Genomic DNA, 20,686 nt, shown 5'->3' with positions numbered 1-20,686 from the left:
AGGTGCTTCGACGGGCTCAGCACCAACGGGCAGGGCGTGTCGGCCTATTCGTCGACGATCGCGTCGATCGCCTCGGCCATCTCGATGTCGCGGCCCGACAGGCCGGCGGCATCGTGCGTGGTCAGCAGGATTTCGACGCGATTGTAGACGTTGCGCCATTCCGGGTGGTGGTTGGCCTTTTCCGCCATCAGCGCGACCTGCGTCATGAAGCCGAACGCCTCGACGAAATCGGCGAAGACGAGGCTGCGGGTGATCGCGTCGCGCGCCTCGTCATAATCCCATTCCGGCAGGCCATCGAGCGCATCGGCACGTTCGGCTTCGCTAAGGGCCTCGATCATCGGCGGTCTTCCTTGCTGGACGGGAAAGGGACGCGGTATGGCGACAGGCATGAACGGGCAAGATGCTAATGGACCGGCACCCGATGCCGATGCGATCGAGCGGATCGCCCGCGACACGATCGCGCGGCTGCCCGCGGCATTCGCCACGCACCTCGGCGACGTCGTGCTGCTGGTCGAGGAGGAGGCGGACGCCGAGACGCTCGCCGCTTTGGGAATCGAGCATCCGCTCGACCTGACCGGCCTCTATCACGGCCGCCCGTTGGGCGAGAAATCGTCGATGGAATCGGGCACGCTGCCCGACCGTATCCATCTGTACCGGCAGGCGATCCTCGTCGAATGGGTGGAGACGGGGGTGCGGCTCGACGATCTCGTCCGCCACGTCACCATCCATGAAATCGGCCATCATTTCGGCCTGTCCGACGACGATATGCACGCGCTGGAAGACGCGGTGGTCGATTGACCGGGCTCGCACTGGCGGATGTCGCCTGCATGCGTGGCGGCCGGATGCTGTTTGCGGGCGTGAGCGTCGCGCTCGGCGCTGGCGACGCGGCGCTGGTCAGCGGCCCCAATGGCGTCGGCAAGTCGAGCCTGATCCGCATCGCCGCCGGGTTGCTCCGTCCGGTCGAAGGTACGGTGACGCGTGACGGCGCGGTGGCGCTGCTCGGCGAGGCGCATGCGCTCGATTCCGAATTGCCGCTGGCGCGGGCGTTGGCCTTCTGGATCGGCGGGCGAACCGAGGCGGCGATGGCGGCGGTCGGGCTGGCGCATCTCGCCGCGGTGCCGGTGCGGGTGCTGTCGACCGGGCAGCGCCGCCGCGCCGGACTGGCGCGGGTGGTCGGCGCCGATGCGCCGATCTGGCTGCTCGACGAGCCGGCCAACGGGCTCGACGCCGACGGAGTGACGCAGATCGAGACGCTGATCGCCGCGCATCGCGCCGCCGGCGGGATCGCCATCGTCGCGACGCATCAGCCGGTCGCCTTGCCCGGCGCGGTTCGCGTGACGCTGCACTGATGCGGATCGGCGGCATCGTCTGGCGCGATCTGCGCCGCGCCTGGGCGGGTGGCGGCGCCTTGTGGCCGGTCGCCTTCTTCCTCCTCACCGCCATCCTCTTTCCGTTCGCCGTCGGCCCCGACACGGCGTTGCTGGCGCGGATCGGTGGCGGGGTGATATGGGCCGCCGCGCTGCTCGCCGCGCTGCTGCCGGTCGAGCGGCTGGTGGCACCCGACGTCGAGGCGGGGGTCATCGATCAATATGCGGTGCGCGAGGTCCCGCTGACGCTGGTCGCCTTCGCCAAGATCGTCGCGCACTGGCTCGGCTTCGCGCCGCCGCTGATGCTGGCGGCGGTGATCGCGGCGGGGCTGTTCGACCTGTCGGCGACGACGCTGGTGCGTATCGAGCTGGGGCTGCTGATCGGGACGCCGGGGCTGGCCGCGCTCGGCGTCGCCACCGCGGCGCTGGTCGCGGGCCTGCGCGGCAGTGGCGCAGTGGCGGGGCTGGTGATGCTGCCGCTGGCGATCCCGCTGCTCATCTTCGGCGCGGGATCGCTCGATGGCGAGGCAGGGGCGGGGGCGGTGAAGCTGCTCGCCGCGGTCAGCCTGGTACTGACCGCCGGCGCGCCGTGGATCGCCGCAGCGGCGATCCGGAGCGGGATGGATTAAATTACGGTTACGACTTCGATCCGTGATCCGAAGCATAGACCATCGCCGCGGCCGTGCCGGTCGCCGGTTTCAAATGAAACCATTCGGGACGGTCGATCGCAGTAAGAAACGCGAGCACGGTCAGGCCGAACATCAGCAGCGCCAGCCGGCCCCACAGCGGATTGGGCTCGGCATCGTCATGCGTCGTTTTGGCGAGATCGTCATTGGGTCGCATCATCATGCCTCCATGTGCTGATCTACCGATATAGGCAGAAAAGCCTTCTGATCGACGAGCGTTCCGTAACGTTTGTTTGCTGCGCTGCACCAACCGCCGCGTCAGCGGCTCCACCGGGCCCAGATCGCGGTCGGCAGCGTCAGGCCGCGTGCCTCCTCGCGCACGCCGAGTTCGCCCGCCTCGACCTTGCCGGGCAGGTCGCCGAAGAGCTGGCGGACCAGCTCGCCGATCGCGAGCGCCGACATGCGCACCGCATAGACGGTGAGGAACAGGAAGCGGCTGTCGGCGTCGATCAGCTTGCGGCAATCGGCGATCAACCGCGGCAGATCTTCCTCCAGCCGCCACAATTCGCCCTCCGGCCCGCGGCCATATTTGGGCGGGTCGAGCAGGATGCCGTCGTAGCGACGCTTGCGACGCACCTCGCGCGCGACGAACTTGACCGCATCGTCGACGATCCAGCGGATCGGCGCCTCGGTCATGCCGGACAGGACGGCATTGCCGCGCGCCGCCTCGACCGATTTCTTCGAGGCGTCGACATGGACCATCTTGGCGCCCGCGGTCGCCATCGCCAACGTGCCGACACCGGTATAACCGAACAGGTTGAGGCATTCGGGCTGGTCGAGATCGGCGACCTGTTCGCGCATCCAGCTCCACACTGGCGCCATGTCGGAGAAGAAGCCGAGATGGCGGAACGGCGTCGGCTGCGCGGTGAAGCGCACCTCGTTCCATTTCAGCGGCCAACCCTCGCGCGGCACCGGCTCGGCGAAGACCCAGCGGCCGCCGCCATCCTCGTCGCTCGCCGGCACGAACTCACCCTGCGCGCGCCAGTTTTCGGTCGCGGGCGCCCACATCGCCTGCGGCTCGGGGCGGATGAAGCGGTAGCGGCCGTAGCGTTCGAGCTTGCGGCCGTTGCCCGAATCGACGAGGCCATAATCCGCCCAGGGCTCGCCAATCAGCGTGTCGAGCTTCATGGCTTCGGCACCGCGCGCTCGGCGATATAGGCGGTGACCGCGTCGAACGTGCCGGGGAGGGTGGCGTAGCGCTCCTCGCGCTCGAACAGGTCGCCGATCCGGCCGGGCAGGGTCGGGCGCTGGCCGGTGGCGCGTTCGACCGCGTCGCGGAACTTGGCGGGATGCGCGGTAGCGAGCGTCACCACCGGCACGTCGCTGGGATGACGGCGCGCGGCGGCGAGCGCGATCGCGGTATGCGGGTCGATCACCTGCCCGGCATGTTCGTGCGCCCAGCGCATCGCCAGCGTCATGTCGTCGAGATCGACGCGGTCGCTGGCGAACAGCGCCGCGCCGGTATGCTGCGCATTGGTGAGGCGCATCGCGCCCGACGATTCGAAGCCCTTCATCTGCGCGCTGAGCGCGGCGCCGTCGCGGGCGCCGAGATCGAACAGCAGCCGCTCGAAATTCGAGCTGACCTGGATGTCCATCGACGGCGTCGGCGTCTGCTGGACGATTCCCTTGCTGTAATCGCCCGCCGAGATGGCGCGATGGAGGATGTCGTTGACGTTGGTCGCGACGATCAGCTTGGCGACCGGCAGACCCATCTGCGCGGCGACATAGCCGGCGAAGACGTCGCCGAAATTGCCGGTCGGCACCGAAAAGGCGACGCTGCGCTCGGGCGCGCCGAGGCGGACCGCGGCGTAGAAATAATAGACCACCTGCGCCATCAGCCGCGCCCAGTTGATCGAATTGACCGCGGACAGCGCGAACGTCCCCGAGAAGCCGGGATCGTTGAACATCTGCTTCACCAGCGCCTGCGCGGTGTCGAAGTCGCCGTCGATCGCGATATTGTGAACGTTGGGGGCGAGCACCGTCGTCATCTGGCGGCGCTGCACGTCCGACACCCGGCCGGCGGGATGGAGCATGAACACGTCGACCCCGGCGCGGCCGGCGAGCGCGTCGATCGCCGCCGAACCGGTATCGCCGCTGGTCGCGCCGACGACGGTGAGATGCCGGTCGCTGCCATTCAGGAACCGCTCGAACAGCAGGCCGAGGAGTTGCAGCGCGACGTCCTTGAACGCCAGCGTCGGGCCGTGGAACAGCTCGAGCAGCCATTGATCGTGGTCGAGCTGCACGAGCGGTGTCACCGCGGCATGGCTAAACCGGCCATAGGCGCGGGTGCAGAGGTCCTTCAGCTCGTCGGGCGTGAGCGCGTCGCCGACGAAGGGCGTCATCACCGCGACTGCGGTATCGACATAGGAGAGGTTGGCGAAACCGGCGATCTGCTCGCGGGTGAGGCTGGGCCAGCGCTCGGGCAGATAGAGGCCGCCGTCGGAGGCCAGCCCGGCGAGGGTGACGTCGCGGAAATCGAGCGCGGGCGCGGCGCCGCGGGTGCTGACATAACGCATCGCGGCTGGGTAGCGGGCCGATGCGCGAGGGGCAACGCCGGGTTTGCTTGGGGGCGATGGCTTTGGGGCTATCGGAAGGCTCCCTCGGGCCGGGCCGAACAGTTCCCGGCTGTTCGAGGTCATGCCGGGGACAATCCAACCTTGCACTCCCGCTGCACGGGAGAGGATTAGGGTATGTTTCGCCGCCGCAACGCCAGCACGTAGATCACCGCAGCGATCGCGGCGAAGAAGAACCATTGCACCGCATAGGACAGATGGTTGTTCGGGACGGAGGAGAGATCCGGCTTGCCGTTTGCCGCGAGGCCGAGCGGCGGCGCGTCGGCGACGAGCAGCAGCCGCTGCGGGCTATGGTCGAACAGCGACCCGATCAGCGAGCGGCCGTCGGGGGCGTGGCTGATATAGCCGCTCACCGCGCCGCCGGACCAGCGCGACTTGAACATCGGGTCGGGGGTCGTACCGAGCTGGACGACCAGTCCGTTGCCGCAATCGGCGATCAGGCGGAAGCCCGCCGCCCCGGCACCGGCGAGCCGCTGCGCGACCGGACGCGCGCATGTCGCGGTCGTGCGACGGAACAGCAGCCGGTCGTCTGGCGTCGCCGGAAAGGCGATCGGCAGTTTCGCCGGATTGGCGGCAAGCTGCGCGAGATACGCCTCTTTCTTCGGCGCACGGTCGAGCAATTGCCACAGGCCCAGCGCGATCATCGCCGCCACCGCGAGTGCGACGACGAGGGTCGGGATCAGCGGCACGCGCCTCATAGTCGCGGGTCGATGCGCCCTTCGCGCGCGGCGTTGCGGAATTCGGCGGACATCAGCGCGCCCTTGGCGAGGCGCAGCGACCAAATCACGCCGGCGAGCGTCACCGGGATCCAGATCAGCATGTGCAGCCAGAGCGGCGGGTGCAGCGTCAGTTCGAGCATGATCGCGCCGATCACCACGATCGTGCCGAGGATCAGCGTCAGGAAGGCGGCCGGCCCGTCGCCGACGTTGAACTGCGTGAAGTCGAGCCCGCAGGCCGAACAGCGATCGGCGAATTTGATCGCCTTGGCGAACAAAGTGGGCTTGCCGCAGCGCGGGCAGAGGCCGCGCAGGCCGGCCTGAACGACCGAGGGCATGGCCTCGGTCGGCGGCAGGGGCGTCGGATCAGTCATAGGCGACGCCCCTCATGCGATCAGCCGCCGTGGACCGGCGCGCCCCAGCCACCCCAGACGTAGATGGTGACGAACAGGAACAGCCACACCACGTCGACGAAATGCCAATACCAGGCCGCCGCCTCGAAACCGAAATGCTGGCGCGGCGTGAAGTCGCCCTTATAGGCGCGGATCAGGCAGACGGCGAGGAAGATCGTGCCGATCAGCACGTGGAAGCCGTGGAAACCGGTCGCCATGAAGAAGGCGGCGCCATAGTTCAGCCCCTTGAAGGGGAAGGGCGCGTGCATGTATTCATACGCTTGGATCGAGCTGAACAGCACGCCGAGCGCGACCGTCAGCCACAGGCCCTTGAGCACGCCGTCGCGGTCGCCGACGCCGAGCATGCCCCACAGGCCGGTCTTCTCGCCACCGCGCTGGTTGTGGATCAGCGCGTGATGCGCCCAGGTGACGGTGGTGCCGCTGGTGAGCAGGATCAGCGTGTTGAGCAACGGCAGTTCGAAGGCGTTGATGACCTCCAGCCCCTTGGGCGGCCATTGCGCGGCGATCGCCGCGGCCCCTTCGGCGGCGCGCTCGACCTGGCCGTCGACGAAGCTCATCGCGGTCGGGAACAGCGCGAAGTCGAAGAAGGCCCAGAACCAGCCGACGAAGAACATGACCTCGGAGGCGATGAACAGGATCATGCCGTAGCGGAAGTGGAGCTGGACGACCGGAGTATGGTCGCCGTGATGCGCCTCGCGCACCACCTCGGCCCACCAGCTGTACATGGTGAACAGCACGCCCGCGAGACCGGCGAGGAAGATCCAGCCGCCGCCATTGGCCTTGTCGGCGGCGAGGTGGCCGCCGTGCATCCACATGATCGCGCCCGACGCCATCACCAGCGCCGACAGCGATCCGAACAGGGGCCAGATGCTGGGGGGCAGGATATGGTAATCGTGGTTCTTGGCGCCGGCCATGGTCGTTTCCCTGTTCTCTAATCCTCTTGGGTCAACGCTTAGCCCGCGGATTTCGCGGAATCCACCGGGTAAAACGTATAGGAGAGCGTGATCGTCTCGACGTCGCGCGCATCGGGGTCGTCCATGATCTTCGGGTCGACGAAGAAGATCACCGGCATGCGCTGCGTCTCGCCGGGCTGCAGCGTCTGCTGGGTGAAGCAGAAACACTGGATCTTGGTGAAATATTTGCCCGCTTGGCTGGGGGTGACGTTGAACGTCGCGGTGCCGGTGATCGGCTTGCTGTCGGTGTTGGTCGCGGTGAAGAACGCCATGTCGCGCGCGCCGATCTTGACCGTCTCCGACCCCGCCTCGGGACGGAAGCGCCATTTCATCCCGGGCGCGACGTTGCTGTCGAAATCGATGCGGATCAGCTTGTTGACCGCGCCGGGCGCTTCCAGCCCGCGTTGCGTCGTGCCGTTGAGGCCGGTGACCTGACAGAACAGGCGGTAGAGCGGGATGCTCGCCCAGGCGACGCCGGTCATGAAGCAGATGCCGAGCACCGCAAGCAGCGCGGTGCGCAACTGGCGCTTCGTCGCGGCGCTATCGGCCTGCGCCGGCGCGCTCATATCATCCCCTGGCGAATCTTGGTGATGGCGATCGCGAAGATCAGGATGACGAAGGCGCCGAGCAGCAGCGCCATCACCCGCGCGCGAGACCGCTGGCGCTGGCGGATCAGATCCTGTTCGTCGGGGGTCATGCGAACACCCAGCGGTCGACGACGAGCGCGCCGAACACGACGAAGAGGTAGAGGATCGAATAGCTGAACAAGCGCTTCTCCGGCTTCATCGTATCGTCGGGGCGGGTGGTGCGGGTCGCGACGACGAGCGCGAGCGCGGCGAAGATCGCGGTGGTGACGGTGGCGACGCCGCCATAGAGCGGCCCCGTCAGGCCAAGCGGCCAGGGCAGGACCGCGACCAGCGCCATCGGGATGGTGTAGAGGCCGATCTGGCGGCGCGTCACCCGCTCGCCGGCGACGACAGGCAGCATCGGCACGCCGGCATTGGCGTAATCGGTCTTCACGAACAGCGCGAGCGCCCAGAAATGCGGCGGCGTCCACAGGAAGACGAGGCCGAACAGCAGCAGCGGCAGCAGCGCCACCTCGCCCGTCGCCGCCGCCCAGCCGATCAGCGGCGGAAAGGCGCCGGCGGCGCCGCCGATGACGATATTCTGCGGTGTGCGGCGCTTCAGCCACACGGTGTAGATGAGGACGTAGAACAGGATCGAGACGGTCAGGATCGCCGCCGCGGCGAAATTCACCGCGAAATACATCAGGATGACCGAGAAGGCGGCGAGCCCGACGCCGAAGTGCAGCGCCGATTCGCGGTCCATCCGGCCATCGGGCAGCGGGCGTTTCTGCGTCCGCCGCATCTTGGCGTCGATATCCGCTTCATACCATTGGTTGAGTGCGCCCGCGGCGCCCGCACCGAGCGCGATGCACAGGATGGCGGTGAAGCCGAGCACCGGGTGGATGCCGACCGGCGCCGCGAGCATCCCGCACAGGCCGGTGAAGACGACGAGCGTCATCACCCGCGGCTTGGTCAGCGCAAGGAAGTCGCGCCAGTCGGCGGGGGGCAGCAGGGGCGTCGCGACCGTCATCATCGACCGGCTATACGCGCGGCGGGGGGCTTGGGGAAGCGGCGCGGGGGCCGGATCACGATCGTCCTGATCCATGTCAAGCGACTCGAAGGCGCAAGGAACGAACGATCGATCAAGCGGTTGGCCAGCCCACTAGGAGATTCGAATGGCTACCCGCATCGTTGACGCCGACCTACGCGCGTCACAATTCCTCACCGACAGCTTCCAGCGCGGGCTGGCCCATTGGAACCGGGAGCGGCTGGAACCGACGTTCCCCACCGCCGACTGGCAGCGAATGCTCGACCGCGACGTCCGCATGCAGCGGCTCGAAGGAGGCTTCATCGAGGAATTGCGCGAAGAGGTGGCCGCGGAGGCCGCCGCCGCGCCGACCGACGTCGAGGGCTTCATCGCCTGGTTCGAGGAACTGAAGCAGAGCGGCCCCGGCCAGCATGATCCGCTGTTCCCGTGGCTTGCCGAAGCGGCTGACCTCGACCAGCTGCGTTGGTTCTTCGAGCAGGAGGCTGCGGGCGAGGCGGGGTTCGACGATCTCGTCGCGATGACGCAGGTCAAGCTGCCGACCTATCCCAAGCTGGAACTCGCACGCAATTATTGGGACGAGATGGGCCGTGGCAATGCCAAGGGCATGCACGGGCCGATGCTCGACGCCTTGGTCGAGACGCTGGCGGTCAACCCGGTGATCGAAAATACGCTGTGGCAGAGCCTCTGCCTCGCCAATGCGATGACCGCGATGGCGACGAGCCGCCGCTATGCGTGGCATTCGGTCGGCGCACTCGGCGTGATCGAGCTGACCGCGCCGGATCGCTCGGCGGCGACGGCCAAGGGGCTGCGCCGGCATGGCTTCTCCGACAAGGAGCGGCGCTATTTCGACCTGCATGCGGTGCTCGACATCAAACATAGCGAGGATTGGAACCGCGAGGCGATCCGGCCGGCGGTGGAAGAGGATCCGCGCCGCGCGACCGCGATGGCCGAGGGCGCGCTGATTCGGCTGCGCTGTGGCGAACGCTGTTTCGAGGCGTATCGCGGCGTGTTGATGGGGTGACTCCAAGTCCTCCCCCGCAAGGGGGAAGGCTATCGCATATGAAGATTTGTGTCAGTTCACCGTCATCAAAACCCACCTCGTCACCCCGGACTCGTTCCGGGGTCCACTCCGCGGCGAGGAGAAAGGCTTGATTCGACACCCTTCTCCTGTGGCCCCGTGGACCCCGGAACGAGTCCGGGGTGACGAATCTGATGAGGAAACCAGTCGAGCCTCATCATCACAGCCATATGCGATAGCCCTCCCCCTGGCGGCGGAGGAATTCGGTGGATCACACGAAGCCCAGGTTCCAGTTTGACGCATTGTAATTGCCCATATTGGGCAACACCGTCGTCAGGTCGCCATTGCTGACCCCGAACCAGCTCGCCAGCGTCGCGGCATATTGTTCGACCGCGATCGTCGGCAGCAGCCGGCCCTGGCCGACGTCGTCGGGGGTGCCGTTGCCGACCTGGGGCGCAATGCCGTAGAAGCTTCTGCCCCGCACCGCGCCACCCATCACCAGATGATGGCTGCCCCAGCCGTGATCCGAGCCGTCGTCGTTCGACTGGAGCGTCCGGCCGAAGTCGGAGGCGGTGAAGCTCGTCACCTTGTCGGCGACGCCGAGCGCGACGGTGGTGTCGTAGAAGGCGCGCATCGCATCGGCGACCTTGCCGATCAGCCCCGGCTGCACCGCGACGAGATTGTCGTGCAGGTCGAAGCCGCCGATCGACACGAAGAACACCTGTCGCTTGGCACCCAGTTGTGACGAGACCGAGATCAGCCGCGCGACCATCTTGAGCTGGTCGGCAAGCTGGTTGCCGGTCGGGAACAGCGTGAAGCCGCTCGCCGGGGCGGAGGAGAGCGCGCCGCTGACCTGCGCATAGGTATCGAGCGCGCGCTTGCTGACGCGGGCGTGCTCGTCGCCGAGCAGATGCGCGCTGCCGCCGGTCATCAGGCTGCGCAAGGTCGCCGCCGCGGTGCTCGACCCGTAGAGCGTCGTGCCGCCGCTGAGCGCGATCGGGCCGCCGGTGCCGATCGCATATTGCACCGCCGATTTGCCGGTGAGGTAGACCGCATTGCCGCTCGCATTGATGCAGGTCAGCGTCGACGCGCCATTGCCCGACTGGAACAGGTCGCCGATCCGCCCGCCCCAGCCCGAGGTCGCGCCCTCCGGGTTGGACGCCTGGAAATAGCTCTGCTGGTCGTTGTGGCTGAACAATTTAGGCGGCAGCTTGACAGCGTTCTGCTGGAATTGCGCCTTGGTGGTCGGCTGGACGAGCGTACCGACGTTGAGCGTCACCGCGAGCTTGCCCTGATCGAACAGCGGCAGGAGCGACCCCATCGTCGGCGCGAGCGCATATTGGCGGCCGCCGGGCAGGCCCGCGGTCGGGTTGAGCACGGTGGCGGCGAGCGATTCGCGGGTCAGCGCGATGTTCGACCGCGCGGCGAGATAGGCGGCATAGCTCGCCTGATCGTATGCCGCGACGGTGTTGGCGTAATCGTTGCCACCGTAGAGGAAGATGCAGACCATCGCCTTATAGTCGGTCGCGGTCGCCGCCGCGGCCTCGCCGATCGCGGCGAGGCTGGTGACGAAAGGCGTCGCCACCCCCGCCACGCCCAGGGCGGCGGAGCGTTTGAGGAAGGCGCGGCGCGAGGAATCCCGGGTAAAGTCCATGATGGTCACCGCAGCGTCAGGAAGTCGGGGGAGGCGAGCGTCAGCAGCAGCGCGATGCCGACGCGGTTGATCGCCGCGTTGGTCGCGGTCGTCGCGACGCTGTCGACCGCGGCGCGGATCGCCGTGACGGTCGCGCTGCCGAGCTGGCCGGCGGCGAGCACGACGTTGATCTCGTCGACCAGCGCCGCACTGTCGCCCGCCTTGGCGACGAGGTCGCCATAATCGGGCTTGGCGTCGCCGGCGCCGTTGGCGACGAGAGACTGCATGTAATTGACGTAGGCGACGACGCTTTGTTCGTTGGTGATCTGGAATTCGGGCGCGACGAGCCCGGCATTGCCGATCGCGCTCGCCGGCGGCGTGTAGGCGGGGCGGAAGAAGTTGAAGACGGTCTGGCTGCGTCCCATCGACTGGCCGAGCCGGTTGGACTGGCTCGACGTGTCGCCGAAGCCCCAGGCGTTGGATGGCGAATCGACCTTGGCGAGTCGCGCCCACGCGGTCAGCCGCATCACCGGCTCGCGCAGCTTGCCCGCGGTCGTGCTGGCGAGCGCGTCGTCGCTACGCGCCTCGGTGTCGAGCAGGATCGACTTGATCACCGCCTTCATGTCGCCGCGCACGCCCGATCCGTTGTTGGCGAAGGTCGCGGCGACGCGGCCGACATAGCTGGCGCTCGGGTTGCTGGTGACGAGCCGCTGGATGAGCTGTTTCGAGACGAAGGGCGGCAGGTTCGGGTGGGCGAAGATCGTGTCGAGCGCGACCTTGACCGCCGCCATGCCGCCGCCGCTGGTCGAGGCGCCGAGGAAGCTCGCCGCGCCGGTCTCGTTGAGCGACGCGTTCATCACCAGCGGCTGGCGATAGCGATCGGGGGTGGTGTTGTCGGTGGTCGCGAGGCTCAATCCGGTGAAGACGCGGGCGAGGCCCGAGACGTCGGCCGGGCCGTAGGTTTCGAGCGGCACGCCGCCGCTCGTCCTGACGCTGCCGTCCATGTTGAGCTGGTAGAGGCCGAGCGTGAAGAGCTGCATCAGCTCGCGCGCGTAATTCTCGTCGGGCTGCGCGCCGGTCTTGGCATTCGCCTTGCGATTGCCGAGGAAGGTGAGGAACGACCCCATCGCCGCATTGGTGGTGATCGCGTCGAGGAGCGTGCGGTAATTGCCGAAGGCGTTGTCGAGCAGCACGTCGACATAGGCGGCGGTGGCGAATTGCTTCCAGTTGAGATTGACGCCGCCGATGCCGACGACGAGCAAGTCGAGCAGCGCCATCCCGATCCGCTGGCGCAGCTGATCGGGCTCGACGATCATCTGCCGCCACAGCGTGGCGTCGAAACCCGTCTCGCTGTTGATGTTGGCGGCGACGTTATAGCCCCGGGCGACCAGCCAGTCCCAGTGCGAGGTGGCGCGCGGCAGCGCGAACTGGTCGTCGATCCAGCCTTCGTAGCGGCGGGCGACGATGCTCTCGATCATCGTGCGGGTGCCGCCCATGCTCGCCTGCGCGAGGAAGCGGCTCGCCTGCGTCGCGGTGATCGCGGCGGGGACGACGACGACCGGTGCGCTCGACGTCGGCGGTGCGCTGGCGGTGCCGCCGCCGCTGCTGCCGCCACCGCAGGCGGCGAGCAACAGCGCGGGTGCGATGACACCCCCGGCCTTGAGCGGCGGGGCGATGCCGCCCGCCTCGTCCAGATCGACGCACGCCCCCGCGTCCGCCCGGTCTTCGTCCAGCACTGATTTGATCCCCGACCCCGATACGCCGGAGCGCTTCCCGCAAGCGCCGCGTATGCGACGGAAACCTAGCCGTTACGGTCTTAACGAAGCGTTTTTGTGGCGCACCTGCAAACAAAAACCCCGGGGTTTCCCCCGGGGTCCTTGGTGCCTCAGTCGATCTTCGGCAGCGTCTCGAACTGGTGATAAGGCGGCGGCGAGGACAAGGTCCACTCCAGCGTCGTCGCGCCCTCGCCCCAGGGATTGTCGGGCGCCTTCGGCCCGGCGATCAGCGAATAGATCACGTTGACGAAGAAGATCACCATGCCCGCGGCCATGATCTCGTAACCGTGGCTCGCCAGCGCGTTCCACGTCGCATAGGCGTCCGGATAATCCGGGTAGCGGCGCGGCATGCCCTGCAGCCCGAGGAAGTGCATCGGGAAGAACAGCAGGTTCACGCCGACGAAAAACACCCAGAAGTGCGCCTGGCCGAGGAATTCGTTGTACATCTTCCCGAACATCTTCGGGAACCAGTAATAGAAGCCGGCGAACAGGCCGAACACCGCGCCGAGCGACAGCACGTAGTGGAAGTGCGCGACGACGTAATAGGTGTCCTGCATGTAATCGTCGATGCCGCCGTTGGCGAGCACGACGCCGGTGACGCCGCCGACCGTGAACATGAAGATGAAGCCGATCGCCCAGACCATCGGCGTCTTGAAGGTCAGCGAACCGCCCCACATCGTCGCGATCCACGAGAAGATCTTGATGCCGGTCGGCACCGCGATGACCATCGTCGCGGCGGTGAAGTACATCTTCACGTTCACCGACAGGCCGGTGACGAACATATGGTGCGCCCAGACGACGAAGCCGACGACGCCGATCGCGACCATGGCATAGGCCATGCCGAGATAGCCGAAGACGGGCTTGCGGCTGAACGTCGCGATGATCTGGCTGACGATGCCGAAGCCCGGCAGGATCATGATGTAGACTTCGGGGTGACCGAAGAACCAGAACAGATGCTGGTACAGGATCGGATCGCCGCCGCCGGCCGGATCGAAGAAGGTGGTGCCGAAATTGCGGTCGGTGAGCAGCATCGTGATCGCCGCGGCGAGCACCGGCAGCGCGAGCAGCAGCAGGAAGGCGGTGACCAGCACCGACCAGACGAACAGCGGCATCTTGTGCAGCGTCATGCCCGGCGCGCGCATGTTGAAGATGGTGGTGATGAAGTTGATCGCGCCGAGGATCGACGAGGCGCCGGCGAGGTGGAGCGACAGGATCGCCATATCCACCGACGGTCCGGGCTCGCCATAGGTCGACAGCGGCGCATAGACCGTCCAGCCGGTGCCGGCACCGCCGAAGAACGGCGAGGCGAGCAGCAGCGTGAACGCCGGGATGAGCAGCCAGAAGCTGACGTTGTTCATCCGCGGGAAGGCCATGTCGGGCGCGCCGATCATGATCGGCACGAACCAGTTGCCGAAGCCGCCGATCATCGCCGGCATCACCATGAAGAAGACCATGATGAGGCCGTGCGCAGTGATCAGCACGTTCCACAGGTGGAGCGCATGATCAAGGCCGCCGTCGCCGCCGGGCAGGAAGTTCGCCCAGCCGACGAGATACTGGATGCCCGGCTGCGCCAGTTCGGCGCGCATCAGCCCCGAGATCGCGCCGCCGATGATCCCCGCGATGATCGCGAAGATCAGGTAGAGCGTCCCGATGTCCTTGTGGTTGGTCGACATGAACCAGCGGGCGAAGAAGCCGGGCTTGTGGTCCGCATCGCTGTGCGCGTGATCGTCGTGCGCGACGAACGCGGAGGGGTGGAGGGCGGTGTCGGTCATCTTACTGTCCCGCGTTGCCGGTGGCCGGATTGCCGGTCGCACCCTGGCTGGAGGTGGGGGCGGTCGTCGTCACGTTCTCGACCGGGCCGGTGGCGGCATCGGCGGCATTGCCTTCCGCCTGCTTGGCGGCCGAGCCCTCGGCGCCGGGCTGCGGGACGACCTTGTCGCTGGCCTTGCCCGGGGTCGGCATCGTGCCGCCCTTGGCGCGGACCCAGGCGGCGAATTGTGCCGGCGGCACCGCTTCGACCGCGATCGGCATGAAGGCGTGGCGCGCGCCGCACAGCTCCGAACACTGGCCGAAATAGAGGCCGGGCTGCTTGATCGTGAAGCTCGTCTCGTTGAGGCGACCGGGGACCGCGTCGAGCTTGATCCAGAAGGCGGGAACCGCCCAGCTGTGGATCACGTCCTGCGAGGTGGTGATCAGGCGGATCGGCACGCCGACCGGCAGCACGATGCGATTGTCGGCGGCGAGCAGGCGGGGGCCGTCGGCATCGGTGCGGAACCGCTCGCCCTTGGCGACCTGATCCTTTTCCTTAAGCATGTTGGCAGTGACTTCGAAGCCGCCGTTATCGGGATATTGATAGCTCCAATACCATTGGTTGCCGATCGCCTTCAGCGTCACCGCGCCGGCTGGCGCGGGCTTGAACTGCGCCTGCAGCAGGCCGATCGACGGCACCGCGATCAGCACCAGGATGACGACCGGCGCCAGCGTCCAGACGATTTCGATCGCGGTATTGTGGCTGGTCTTCGACGGGATCGGGTTCGCCGCCTTGCGGAAGCGGAAGACGACCCAGAGCAGCAGCAGCAGCACGAACACGCAGATCGCGACGATCAGCGGCACCAGGATCGAATCGTGGAACCAGTGGGCGAACTGGCCATTGGTCGTCACCTGCGGCTGGATGCCGATGCGACCGGCGACGGGATGGCCGATACCGGGCTCGATCGTCGTCGCGGGCGCGCCGTCCTGCGCCAGCAGCGGCGAGGCGGGGGCCGCCGGCGCGGTGGCGTTGGCGGCGGTCGGCGCGATGTTGGAGACGCCGGCAGGCGCGGCGGCACCCTGCGGCGCGGCCTGCGATGCCGCGCTCAGACCGGCGAGGGCGACCCCGGCGGCGAGTGCTAACCCCTTGAACCTCTTGCGCATGCGTTTCGTCACCCCGTCCAGATTCCCTCGCCTGCCCGGCGAACGGGCCGTTATGGCGTATGACTACGCCCCTTTTGCCATGGCCTATACGCGGGCGCCGTCCCGGCCTCAAGCACCTGACCCATGTTTATCGCTTGCGCCCGCTTGGCGGCGGCGCGGCGACTTCCTATGAGCGACCGCATCCGACCGACTTATCCGGGACCGCCGATGACCGACGACGACGTGCTGGCCGAATTCCGTGCCGCCGATGCCCTGCTCGAGGGGCATTTCATCCTCTCGTCCGGCCTGCGCAGCCCGCGCTACCTGCAATGCGCGCGCGTACTGATGGACCCGCGCCGCGGCGCGCGCCTCGCCGAGGCGCTGGCGGCGCGCATCCCCGCCGAGATCCGCGGGCGGATCGCCGCGGTCGTCGCGCCGGCGATGGGCGGCGTCATCGCCGGCCACGAAATGGCGCGCGCGCTCGGCGTCGAGGCGATGTTCGTCGAGCGGCCGACCGGCACGTTCGAGCTGCGCCGCGGCTTCCGCCTCGCACCCGGGCAGGAGGTGCTGATGATGGAGGACGTCGTCACCACCGGATTGAGCTCGCGCGAGGCGATCAAGGCGATCGAGGCGGCGGGCGGCAAGGTGATCGCCGGCGCCGCGCTGGTCGACCGCTCGGGCGGCACCGTCGATCTCGGCGTGCCGTTCTTCCCGCTGATCCGCCTCGACGTGCCGACCTATGCGGCCGATGCGCTACCGCCCGAACTGACCGCGATCCCCGCGATCAAGCCGGGGAGCCGCGCGGCGTGACCCGGACGCTGCGGCTGGGGGTCAACATCGATCACGTCGCGACGGTGCGCAACGCGCGCGGCGCGGGCTATCCCGATCCGGTGCGCGCCGGGCTGCTCGCGGCCGAGGCGGGGGCGGACGGGATCACCGCACATCTGCGCGAGGACCGGCGGCACATCACCGACGACGATATCGCGCGCCTGTCGGCAGAGCTGACCATCCCGCTCAACCTCGAAATGGCGGCGACCGACGAGATGCTCGCGATCGCGCTGCGCCACCAGCCGCATGCCGCGTGCATCGTGCCGGAAAAGCGCGAGGAGCTCACCACCGAGGGCGGGCTGGACGCGGCGGGGCAGCACAACCGGCTCGCGCCGCTGGTCGGCGCGCTGGCCGCGGCGCGGATCCGCGTGTCGCTGTTCATCGAACCCGATCCGCGCCAGATCGAGGCGGCGATCCGGCTCGGCGCGCCGGTGGTCGAACTGCACACCGGCCGTTATGCCGAGCTGGACGGCGAGGCGCGCACCGCCGAGCTGCGCCGGCTGTCGGATGCGGCGGCGCTGGCGGCGAAGAACGGCATCGAGGTGCATGCCGGCCATGGCCTGACCTTCGACAACGTCAGGCCGATCGCCGCGATCCCGCAGGTGCGCGAGCTCAACATCGGCCATTTCCTCGTCGGCGAGGCGCTGTTCGTCGGGCTGGGCGACGCGGTGCGCCGGATGCGCGAGGAGATGGATGCCGCCCGTGGGTAATGGCTATTCCTCCCCCGCTGCGCGAGGGAGGATTTATGATCGTCGGGCTCGGCTCTGACCTGTGCAATATCGAGCGGATCGCCGCCTCGCTCGACCGGTTCGGCGCGCGGTTCGAGGCGCGTGTGTTCACCGATGCCGAGCGCGCACGCGCCGCGCGGCGGCCGTTCACCAAGGCGGGTACGCTCGCCAAGCGCTTCGCCGCCAAGGAGGCGTTTTCGAAGGCGGTCGGCACCGGCTTCAAGGCGGGCGTGTTCATGAAGGACATCGGCGTCGTAAACGCGCCCTCGGGCGCGCCGACGCTGGCGCTGACCGGCGGCGCGAAGGAACGGCTTGACGCCATGATCCCCGAGGGCCACGTCGCTCGCATACATTTGACTTTGACCGACGATCATCCCTGGGCCCAGGCCTTCGTGATCATCGAGGCGATCCCGGACCCCAAGGCATGAAGGAAGCGGTGTTGGACGGCAGCAACCCCAGCGAGGCAGCGGTCCCCGCGCCCGCGCCACCGGCCGCCGCACGCAAGAAGACCGATTGGTGGGGCGAGATCAAGGGCATCTTCTGGCTGATCCTGATCGTGCTCGGCTTCCACAGCTTCATCGCCAAGCCGTTCTACATCCCGTCCGAATCGATGCTGCCCGGCCTGCGCATCGGCGACCGGCTGGTGGTGTCCAAATTCGCCTACGGCTGGTCGTTCGTCTCGCCGACGATCCCCAATCCGGTCGCGATCTTCAAGGGCGTGGTGATGCGTCAGCCCGAGGAAAGCTGGAGCGTCGGCCTGCCGTTCATCCACGGCCGGCTGTTCGGCAGCCTGCCGCAGCGCGGCGACGTCGTGATCGTCACCCCGCCGGGCACCCGCAACGACTATATCAAGCGCGTCATCGGCCTGCCCGGCGACACGCTGGCGGTGCGGGGCGGCGTCGTGATCCTCAACGGCAAGCCGATCCCGCGCGGGCCGCTGCATTACGTCGACCTGCCGGTCGACACCAACAGCCCGTGCAGCGACCGCGACTATTTCGGCGCGCGCCGGCCGGCCGCGGGTGGCGGCTATGTCTGCCATCTGCCGCTCGTCACCGAGACGCTGCCCGGTGGCCGCCATTACGACACCGTCGACCTCGAACCCGACAGCCCCGGCGACAATTATCCGCAGGTCACCATCCCGGCCAATCACGTCTTCCTGATGGGCGACAATCGCGACCGGTCGGCGGACAGCCGTTTCCCGCTCGCGCAGCTCGGCCTAGGCGGGCCGGTGCCGTATGAGAATCTCGGTGGACGTGCCGAATTCCTGACCTTCAGCCTCGACGGCGACGCGACGCTCAACCCGCTGACCTGGTGGGGGTCGCTGCGGTCGGGTCGCGCCGGACTGTCCCTCCACCCAGCCACGGGACAATGACGTGAGCGAGACGCCGGCGACCCAGGACCCCAGCCCCAACGAGCTGCGCGATCCCCTCGTCCGGCGCGAGCTGAAGCGCGCGGCGGTCTGGCTCGGCCTCGCCGCGGCGATGGCGCTGGCGGTGATCCTGGTCCAGCCGCTGCTGATCATCTTCGCGGGCCTCGTCTTCGCGGCGCTGCTCGACGGCGGCGTGCGGCTGCTCGGCAAGGTGCTGCCGATCGGGCGCGGCTGGCGGCTGCTGATCGTCGTGCTGCTGACGATCGCCTTCCTCGCCGGCACCTTCTACCTCACCGGCGTGCAGGTCGCCGACCAGTTCTCGCAATTGCGCGCGACGCTGGAGACGCAGGCCAACCGGCTGGCGCGCTGGCTGAGCGGGCAGGGGCTGATGCCCGGCGCCTCCGACGTCAGTGGCATCGCGCGCCAGGCGCTGAGTTCGGTCGGGCGGATCACCTCCTGGGTCGGCACCGCGTTCGGGGCGCTGACGACGATGTTCATGATCATCGTCATCGGCCTGTTCGTCGCGATGGACCCCGGCACGTACCAGCGCGGCCTGGAATGGATGGCGCCACGGCGCAATCGCGCCGAATTCGCGACGGTGCTCGACCGGATGGGCAAGATCCTGCGCCGGCTGCTCGCGGGGCGCCTGCTCGGCATGCTCGCGGAGGGGATATTGACCGGCATCGCGCTGTCGATCGGCGGCGTGCCGATGGCGATGATCCTCGGCATCCTCACCGGACTGCTCGCCTTCATTCCCAATATCGGCGCGTTCATCAGCGGTGCGCTGATGATCGCGGTCGGCTTCTCGGCGGGCACGCACATCGGCTTCTGGGCGGTCGGCACCTATGTCATCGTCCAGGGGTTCGACGGGTACGTGCTGCTGCCGATCGTCGCCAAGAAGACGGTCGACCTGCCGCCGGCGCTGACGCTGGGCGCGCAGATCATGGCGAGCGCGCTGTTCGGCATCCTCGGCCTCGCGCTCGCCGATCCGATGACCGCGATGATCAAGACCGCGCTGGAGCGCAGCTCGGAACGCGAGGCCGAGCGCGACGGCTCAGACGAGGGTGTCGAACAGGCGTAGGTAGCGCGCCGCCGAATCGCCGCCGGGCTGCGGCACCGGGGCGGGGCGGGGCGCGACGAGCCAATGGTTGAGCGCGGCGGCGAGGCCGGCGGCATCCTCCGGCGCGACGACGCTGCCGAGGCGCGGATCACCCACGATCTCGCGCACCGCCGGGCTCGATGCGGTGGCGACCACCGGCGTTCCCACCGACAGCGCCTCGCGCAGCACCCCCGGCACGCCCTCGTAATCGGAGGGCAGCGCCAGCACCGCCGCCGCCGCCATCGCCGGCAGCGGATCGCCGACATGGCCGGGCAAGTGGACGCGCCCGGCAAGCCCCGCCGCGGCGACCTGCCGCTCCAAGGCGGGGCGCAGCTCGCCCTCGCCGAGGATCACCACGCCGACGTCGTCGGGCAGCGCCGGGATCGCGGCGATCAGCCGGTCCCAGCGCTTCTGCGGCACCAGCCGGCCGACGCCGAGCACGATGCGGCCGGGCGGCAGCGCCGCGCCGCCCGCGCCGACATCCGTCGCGCGCGGTGCTGGCGGATTGGGGATGACGCTGGTCCGCCGCTCCATCCGCATCGCCCGCGCCGCCAGCGCCGCGGTCGCCGGCGTCATCGCGACGAGGTGGTCGAGGAAGCGGCCGTGCTGCGCCAGCCACAGCCGGTGCCCGGCGCCCATGATCCGGCCATGATCGGCGCGATCGATCGCGTTGGACAATTTGGCGACGATCGGCGGGCAGGCGTCGCCGAGCCGCCAGCGCAGCCACGCGGCCACCAGGGTATAATGGTTGCCGGGGCAGAAGATGAGATCGGGGCGCAGCCGCAGCGTGATCGCCGCCAGCCGGCGCTGCGCGACGTAGCGTCGGTGGCCGAGCGGTTCGAGTCCCAGCCCCGCGGGCAGATCGGCGGCGAGCGGGCCGCCGGCGTCGCCGATCGCCAGCGTTACCCGCCGCCCCGCGCCCAGCCATTGCGCCGCCAGCCGCAATTGCGCGCGCTCGACGCCGCCACCCGATAAATCTTGTGCAAAGGTAAGGATATGGTCGGCAGACATGATCGCGGACC

At 68.3% G+C, this 20,686-nt stretch carries 24 protein-coding genes; 9 read left to right on the top strand and 15 right to left on the bottom strand.

From position 1 onward, the window contains the following. Positions 1 to 44: 44 nt before the first annotated feature. Positions 45 to 338, bottom strand: coding sequence for a 4a-hydroxytetrahydrobiopterin dehydratase (locus AC07UH_RS00305; RefSeq protein WP_038664984.1), 294 nt, complete (start codon positions 336 to 338; stop codon positions 45 to 47). A gap of 49 nt (positions 339 to 387) precedes the next feature. Here AC07UH_RS00305 and AC07UH_RS00300 point away from each other — a divergent pair, with 49 nt between their 5' ends. The 3 genes from AC07UH_RS00300 to AC07UH_RS00290 are packed head-to-tail and all read left to right on the top strand — an operon-like array spanning position 388 to position 1,996. Next, positions 388 to 798: a metallopeptidase family protein gene (locus tag AC07UH_RS00300; RefSeq protein WP_495179735.1), complete on the top strand. Its 411-nt coding sequence runs from the start codon at positions 388 to 390 to the stop codon at positions 796 to 798. Continuing rightward, positions 795 to 1,349: a heme ABC exporter ATP-binding protein CcmA gene (gene ccmA, locus AC07UH_RS00295; RefSeq protein ID WP_495179736.1), complete on the top strand. Its 555-nt coding sequence runs from the start codon at positions 795 to 797 to the stop codon at positions 1,347 to 1,349. Before AC07UH_RS00300 ends, ccmA begins: the two co-directional genes overlap by 4 nt. Next, a complete protein-coding gene (locus AC07UH_RS00290; RefSeq protein ID WP_495179737.1) occupies positions 1,349 to 1,996 on the top strand; it encodes a heme exporter protein CcmB in 648 nt (215 codons plus the stop codon). Before ccmA ends, AC07UH_RS00290 begins: the two co-directional genes overlap by 1 nt. A 7-nt stretch (positions 1,997 to 2,003) precedes the next feature. On the opposite strand, the gene AC07UH_RS00285 is transcribed toward AC07UH_RS00290, so the two are convergent. The 9 genes from AC07UH_RS00285 to AC07UH_RS00245 form a co-directional block, all read right to left on the bottom strand. Beyond that, entirely contained in the window at positions 2,004 to 2,216 is a 213-nt protein-coding gene (locus tag AC07UH_RS00285) for a hypothetical protein (RefSeq protein WP_495189941.1), read from the bottom strand. Positions 2,217 to 2,311: 95 nt separating this feature from the next. After that, a complete protein-coding gene (locus AC07UH_RS00280) occupies positions 2,312 to 3,181 on the bottom strand; it encodes a class I SAM-dependent methyltransferase (RefSeq protein WP_179506905.1) in 870 nt (289 codons plus the stop codon). Continuing rightward, complete coding sequence (gene thrC, locus AC07UH_RS00275; protein ID WP_495179738.1) at positions 3,178 to 4,569, bottom strand: threonine synthase; 1,392 nt, start codon at positions 4,567 to 4,569, stop codon at positions 3,178 to 3,180. Before thrC ends, AC07UH_RS00280 begins: the two co-directional genes overlap by 4 nt. Before the next feature lie 167 nt (positions 4,570 to 4,736). Next, a complete protein-coding gene (locus tag AC07UH_RS00270; protein WP_495179739.1) occupies positions 4,737 to 5,324 on the bottom strand; it encodes an SURF1 family cytochrome oxidase biogenesis protein in 588 nt (195 codons plus the stop codon). Next, complete coding sequence (locus AC07UH_RS00265; RefSeq protein ID WP_495179740.1) at positions 5,321 to 5,716, bottom strand: DUF983 domain-containing protein; 396 nt, start codon at positions 5,714 to 5,716, stop codon at positions 5,321 to 5,323. Before AC07UH_RS00265 ends, AC07UH_RS00270 begins: the two co-directional genes overlap by 4 nt. A gap of 20 nt (positions 5,717 to 5,736) precedes the next feature. After that, positions 5,737 to 6,669, bottom strand: a complete 933-nt coding sequence (locus tag AC07UH_RS00260) for a cytochrome c oxidase subunit 3 (RefSeq protein ID WP_038665006.1) — start codon at positions 6,667 to 6,669, stop codon at positions 5,737 to 5,739. Positions 6,670 to 6,707: 38 nt separating this feature from the next. Then, complete coding sequence (locus AC07UH_RS00255) at positions 6,708 to 7,274, bottom strand: cytochrome c oxidase assembly protein (protein WP_495179741.1); 567 nt, start codon at positions 7,272 to 7,274, stop codon at positions 6,708 to 6,710. Beyond that, complete coding sequence (locus AC07UH_RS00250) at positions 7,271 to 7,405, bottom strand: cytochrome c oxidase system small membrane protein (RefSeq protein ID WP_281177470.1); 135 nt, start codon at positions 7,403 to 7,405, stop codon at positions 7,271 to 7,273. Before AC07UH_RS00250 ends, AC07UH_RS00255 begins: the two co-directional genes overlap by 4 nt. Further along, positions 7,402 to 8,304 (bottom strand): heme o synthase, encoded by a 903-nt coding sequence (locus AC07UH_RS00245; protein ID WP_495179813.1) that lies wholly within the window; start codon positions 8,302 to 8,304, stop codon positions 7,402 to 7,404. Before AC07UH_RS00245 ends, AC07UH_RS00250 begins: the two co-directional genes overlap by 4 nt. A gap of 145 nt (positions 8,305 to 8,449) precedes the next feature. Between AC07UH_RS00245 and AC07UH_RS00240 the strand changes: the two genes are divergently transcribed. Continuing rightward, positions 8,450 to 9,343 (top strand): iron-containing redox enzyme family protein, encoded by an 894-nt coding sequence (locus AC07UH_RS00240; protein WP_495179742.1) that lies wholly within the window; start codon positions 8,450 to 8,452, stop codon positions 9,341 to 9,343. A 268-nt stretch (positions 9,344 to 9,611) separates the two neighbouring features. On the opposite strand, the gene AC07UH_RS00235 is transcribed toward AC07UH_RS00240, so the two are convergent. The 4 genes from AC07UH_RS00235 to coxB all read right to left on the bottom strand — a co-directional run bounded on the left by AC07UH_RS00235 (position 9,612) and on the right by coxB (position 15,661). Further along, entirely contained in the window at positions 9,612 to 10,994 is a 1,383-nt protein-coding gene (locus AC07UH_RS00235; RefSeq protein ID WP_495179743.1) for a DUF1501 domain-containing protein, read from the bottom strand. Between the two features lie 5 nt (positions 10,995 to 10,999). Continuing rightward, positions 11,000 to 12,709 (bottom strand): DUF1800 domain-containing protein, encoded by a 1,710-nt coding sequence (locus tag AC07UH_RS00230; protein WP_495179744.1) that lies wholly within the window; start codon positions 12,707 to 12,709, stop codon positions 11,000 to 11,002. 149 nt (positions 12,710 to 12,858) lie between these two features. Beyond that, positions 12,859 to 14,520, bottom strand: coding sequence for a cytochrome c oxidase subunit I (ctaD, locus tag AC07UH_RS00225; protein WP_038665022.1), 1,662 nt, complete (start codon positions 14,518 to 14,520; stop codon positions 12,859 to 12,861). Between the two features lies 1 nt (position 14,521). Continuing rightward, entirely contained in the window at positions 14,522 to 15,661 is a 1,140-nt protein-coding gene (gene coxB / locus AC07UH_RS00220; protein WP_495179745.1) for a cytochrome c oxidase subunit II, read from the bottom strand. A gap of 207 nt (positions 15,662 to 15,868) precedes the next feature. Here coxB and pyrE point away from each other — a divergent pair, with 207 nt between their 5' ends. Genes pyrE through AC07UH_RS00195 form a run of 5 tightly spaced genes read left to right on the top strand, consistent with a single transcriptional unit; the run spans position 15,869 to position 19,646 of the window. Beyond that, entirely contained in the window at positions 15,869 to 16,450 is a 582-nt protein-coding gene (pyrE, locus tag AC07UH_RS00215; RefSeq protein ID WP_495179746.1) for an orotate phosphoribosyltransferase, read from the top strand. Continuing rightward, entirely contained in the window at positions 16,447 to 17,178 is a 732-nt protein-coding gene (locus AC07UH_RS00210) for a pyridoxine 5'-phosphate synthase (RefSeq protein ID WP_495179747.1), read from the top strand. The genes pyrE and AC07UH_RS00210 overlap by 4 nt, the downstream gene beginning before the upstream one ends. Before the next feature lie 35 nt (positions 17,179 to 17,213). Next, a complete protein-coding gene (gene acpS, locus AC07UH_RS00205; RefSeq protein WP_495179814.1) occupies positions 17,214 to 17,624 on the top strand; it encodes a holo-ACP synthase in 411 nt (136 codons plus the stop codon). Then, the gene (gene lepB, locus AC07UH_RS00200; RefSeq protein ID WP_495179748.1) at positions 17,621 to 18,568 is read left to right on the top strand and encodes a signal peptidase I; all 948 of its coding nucleotides are present in this window, start codon (positions 17,621 to 17,623) and stop codon (positions 18,566 to 18,568) included. Before acpS ends, lepB begins: the two co-directional genes overlap by 4 nt. A 1-nt stretch (position 18,569) precedes the next feature. Further along, positions 18,570 to 19,646 carry an AI-2E family transporter gene (locus tag AC07UH_RS00195; RefSeq protein ID WP_495179749.1) on the top strand — a complete coding sequence of 359 codons (1,077 nt, stop codon included), beginning with the start codon at positions 18,570 to 18,572 and terminating at the stop codon, positions 19,644 to 19,646. On the opposite strand, the gene AC07UH_RS00190 is transcribed toward AC07UH_RS00195, so the two are convergent. Then, entirely contained in the window at positions 19,620 to 20,675 is a 1,056-nt protein-coding gene (locus tag AC07UH_RS00190; protein WP_495193936.1) for a glycosyltransferase, read from the bottom strand. The genes AC07UH_RS00195 and AC07UH_RS00190 overlap by 27 nt on opposite strands. Positions 20,676 to 20,686 lie beyond the last annotated feature (11 nt).

It is taken from the genome of Sphingomonas sp. GW821-FHT04B01 (assembly GCF_059420425.1).
Note: the sequence above shows the minus strand (reverse complement) of the source record. Positions and strands in the feature narration are given on the sequence as shown.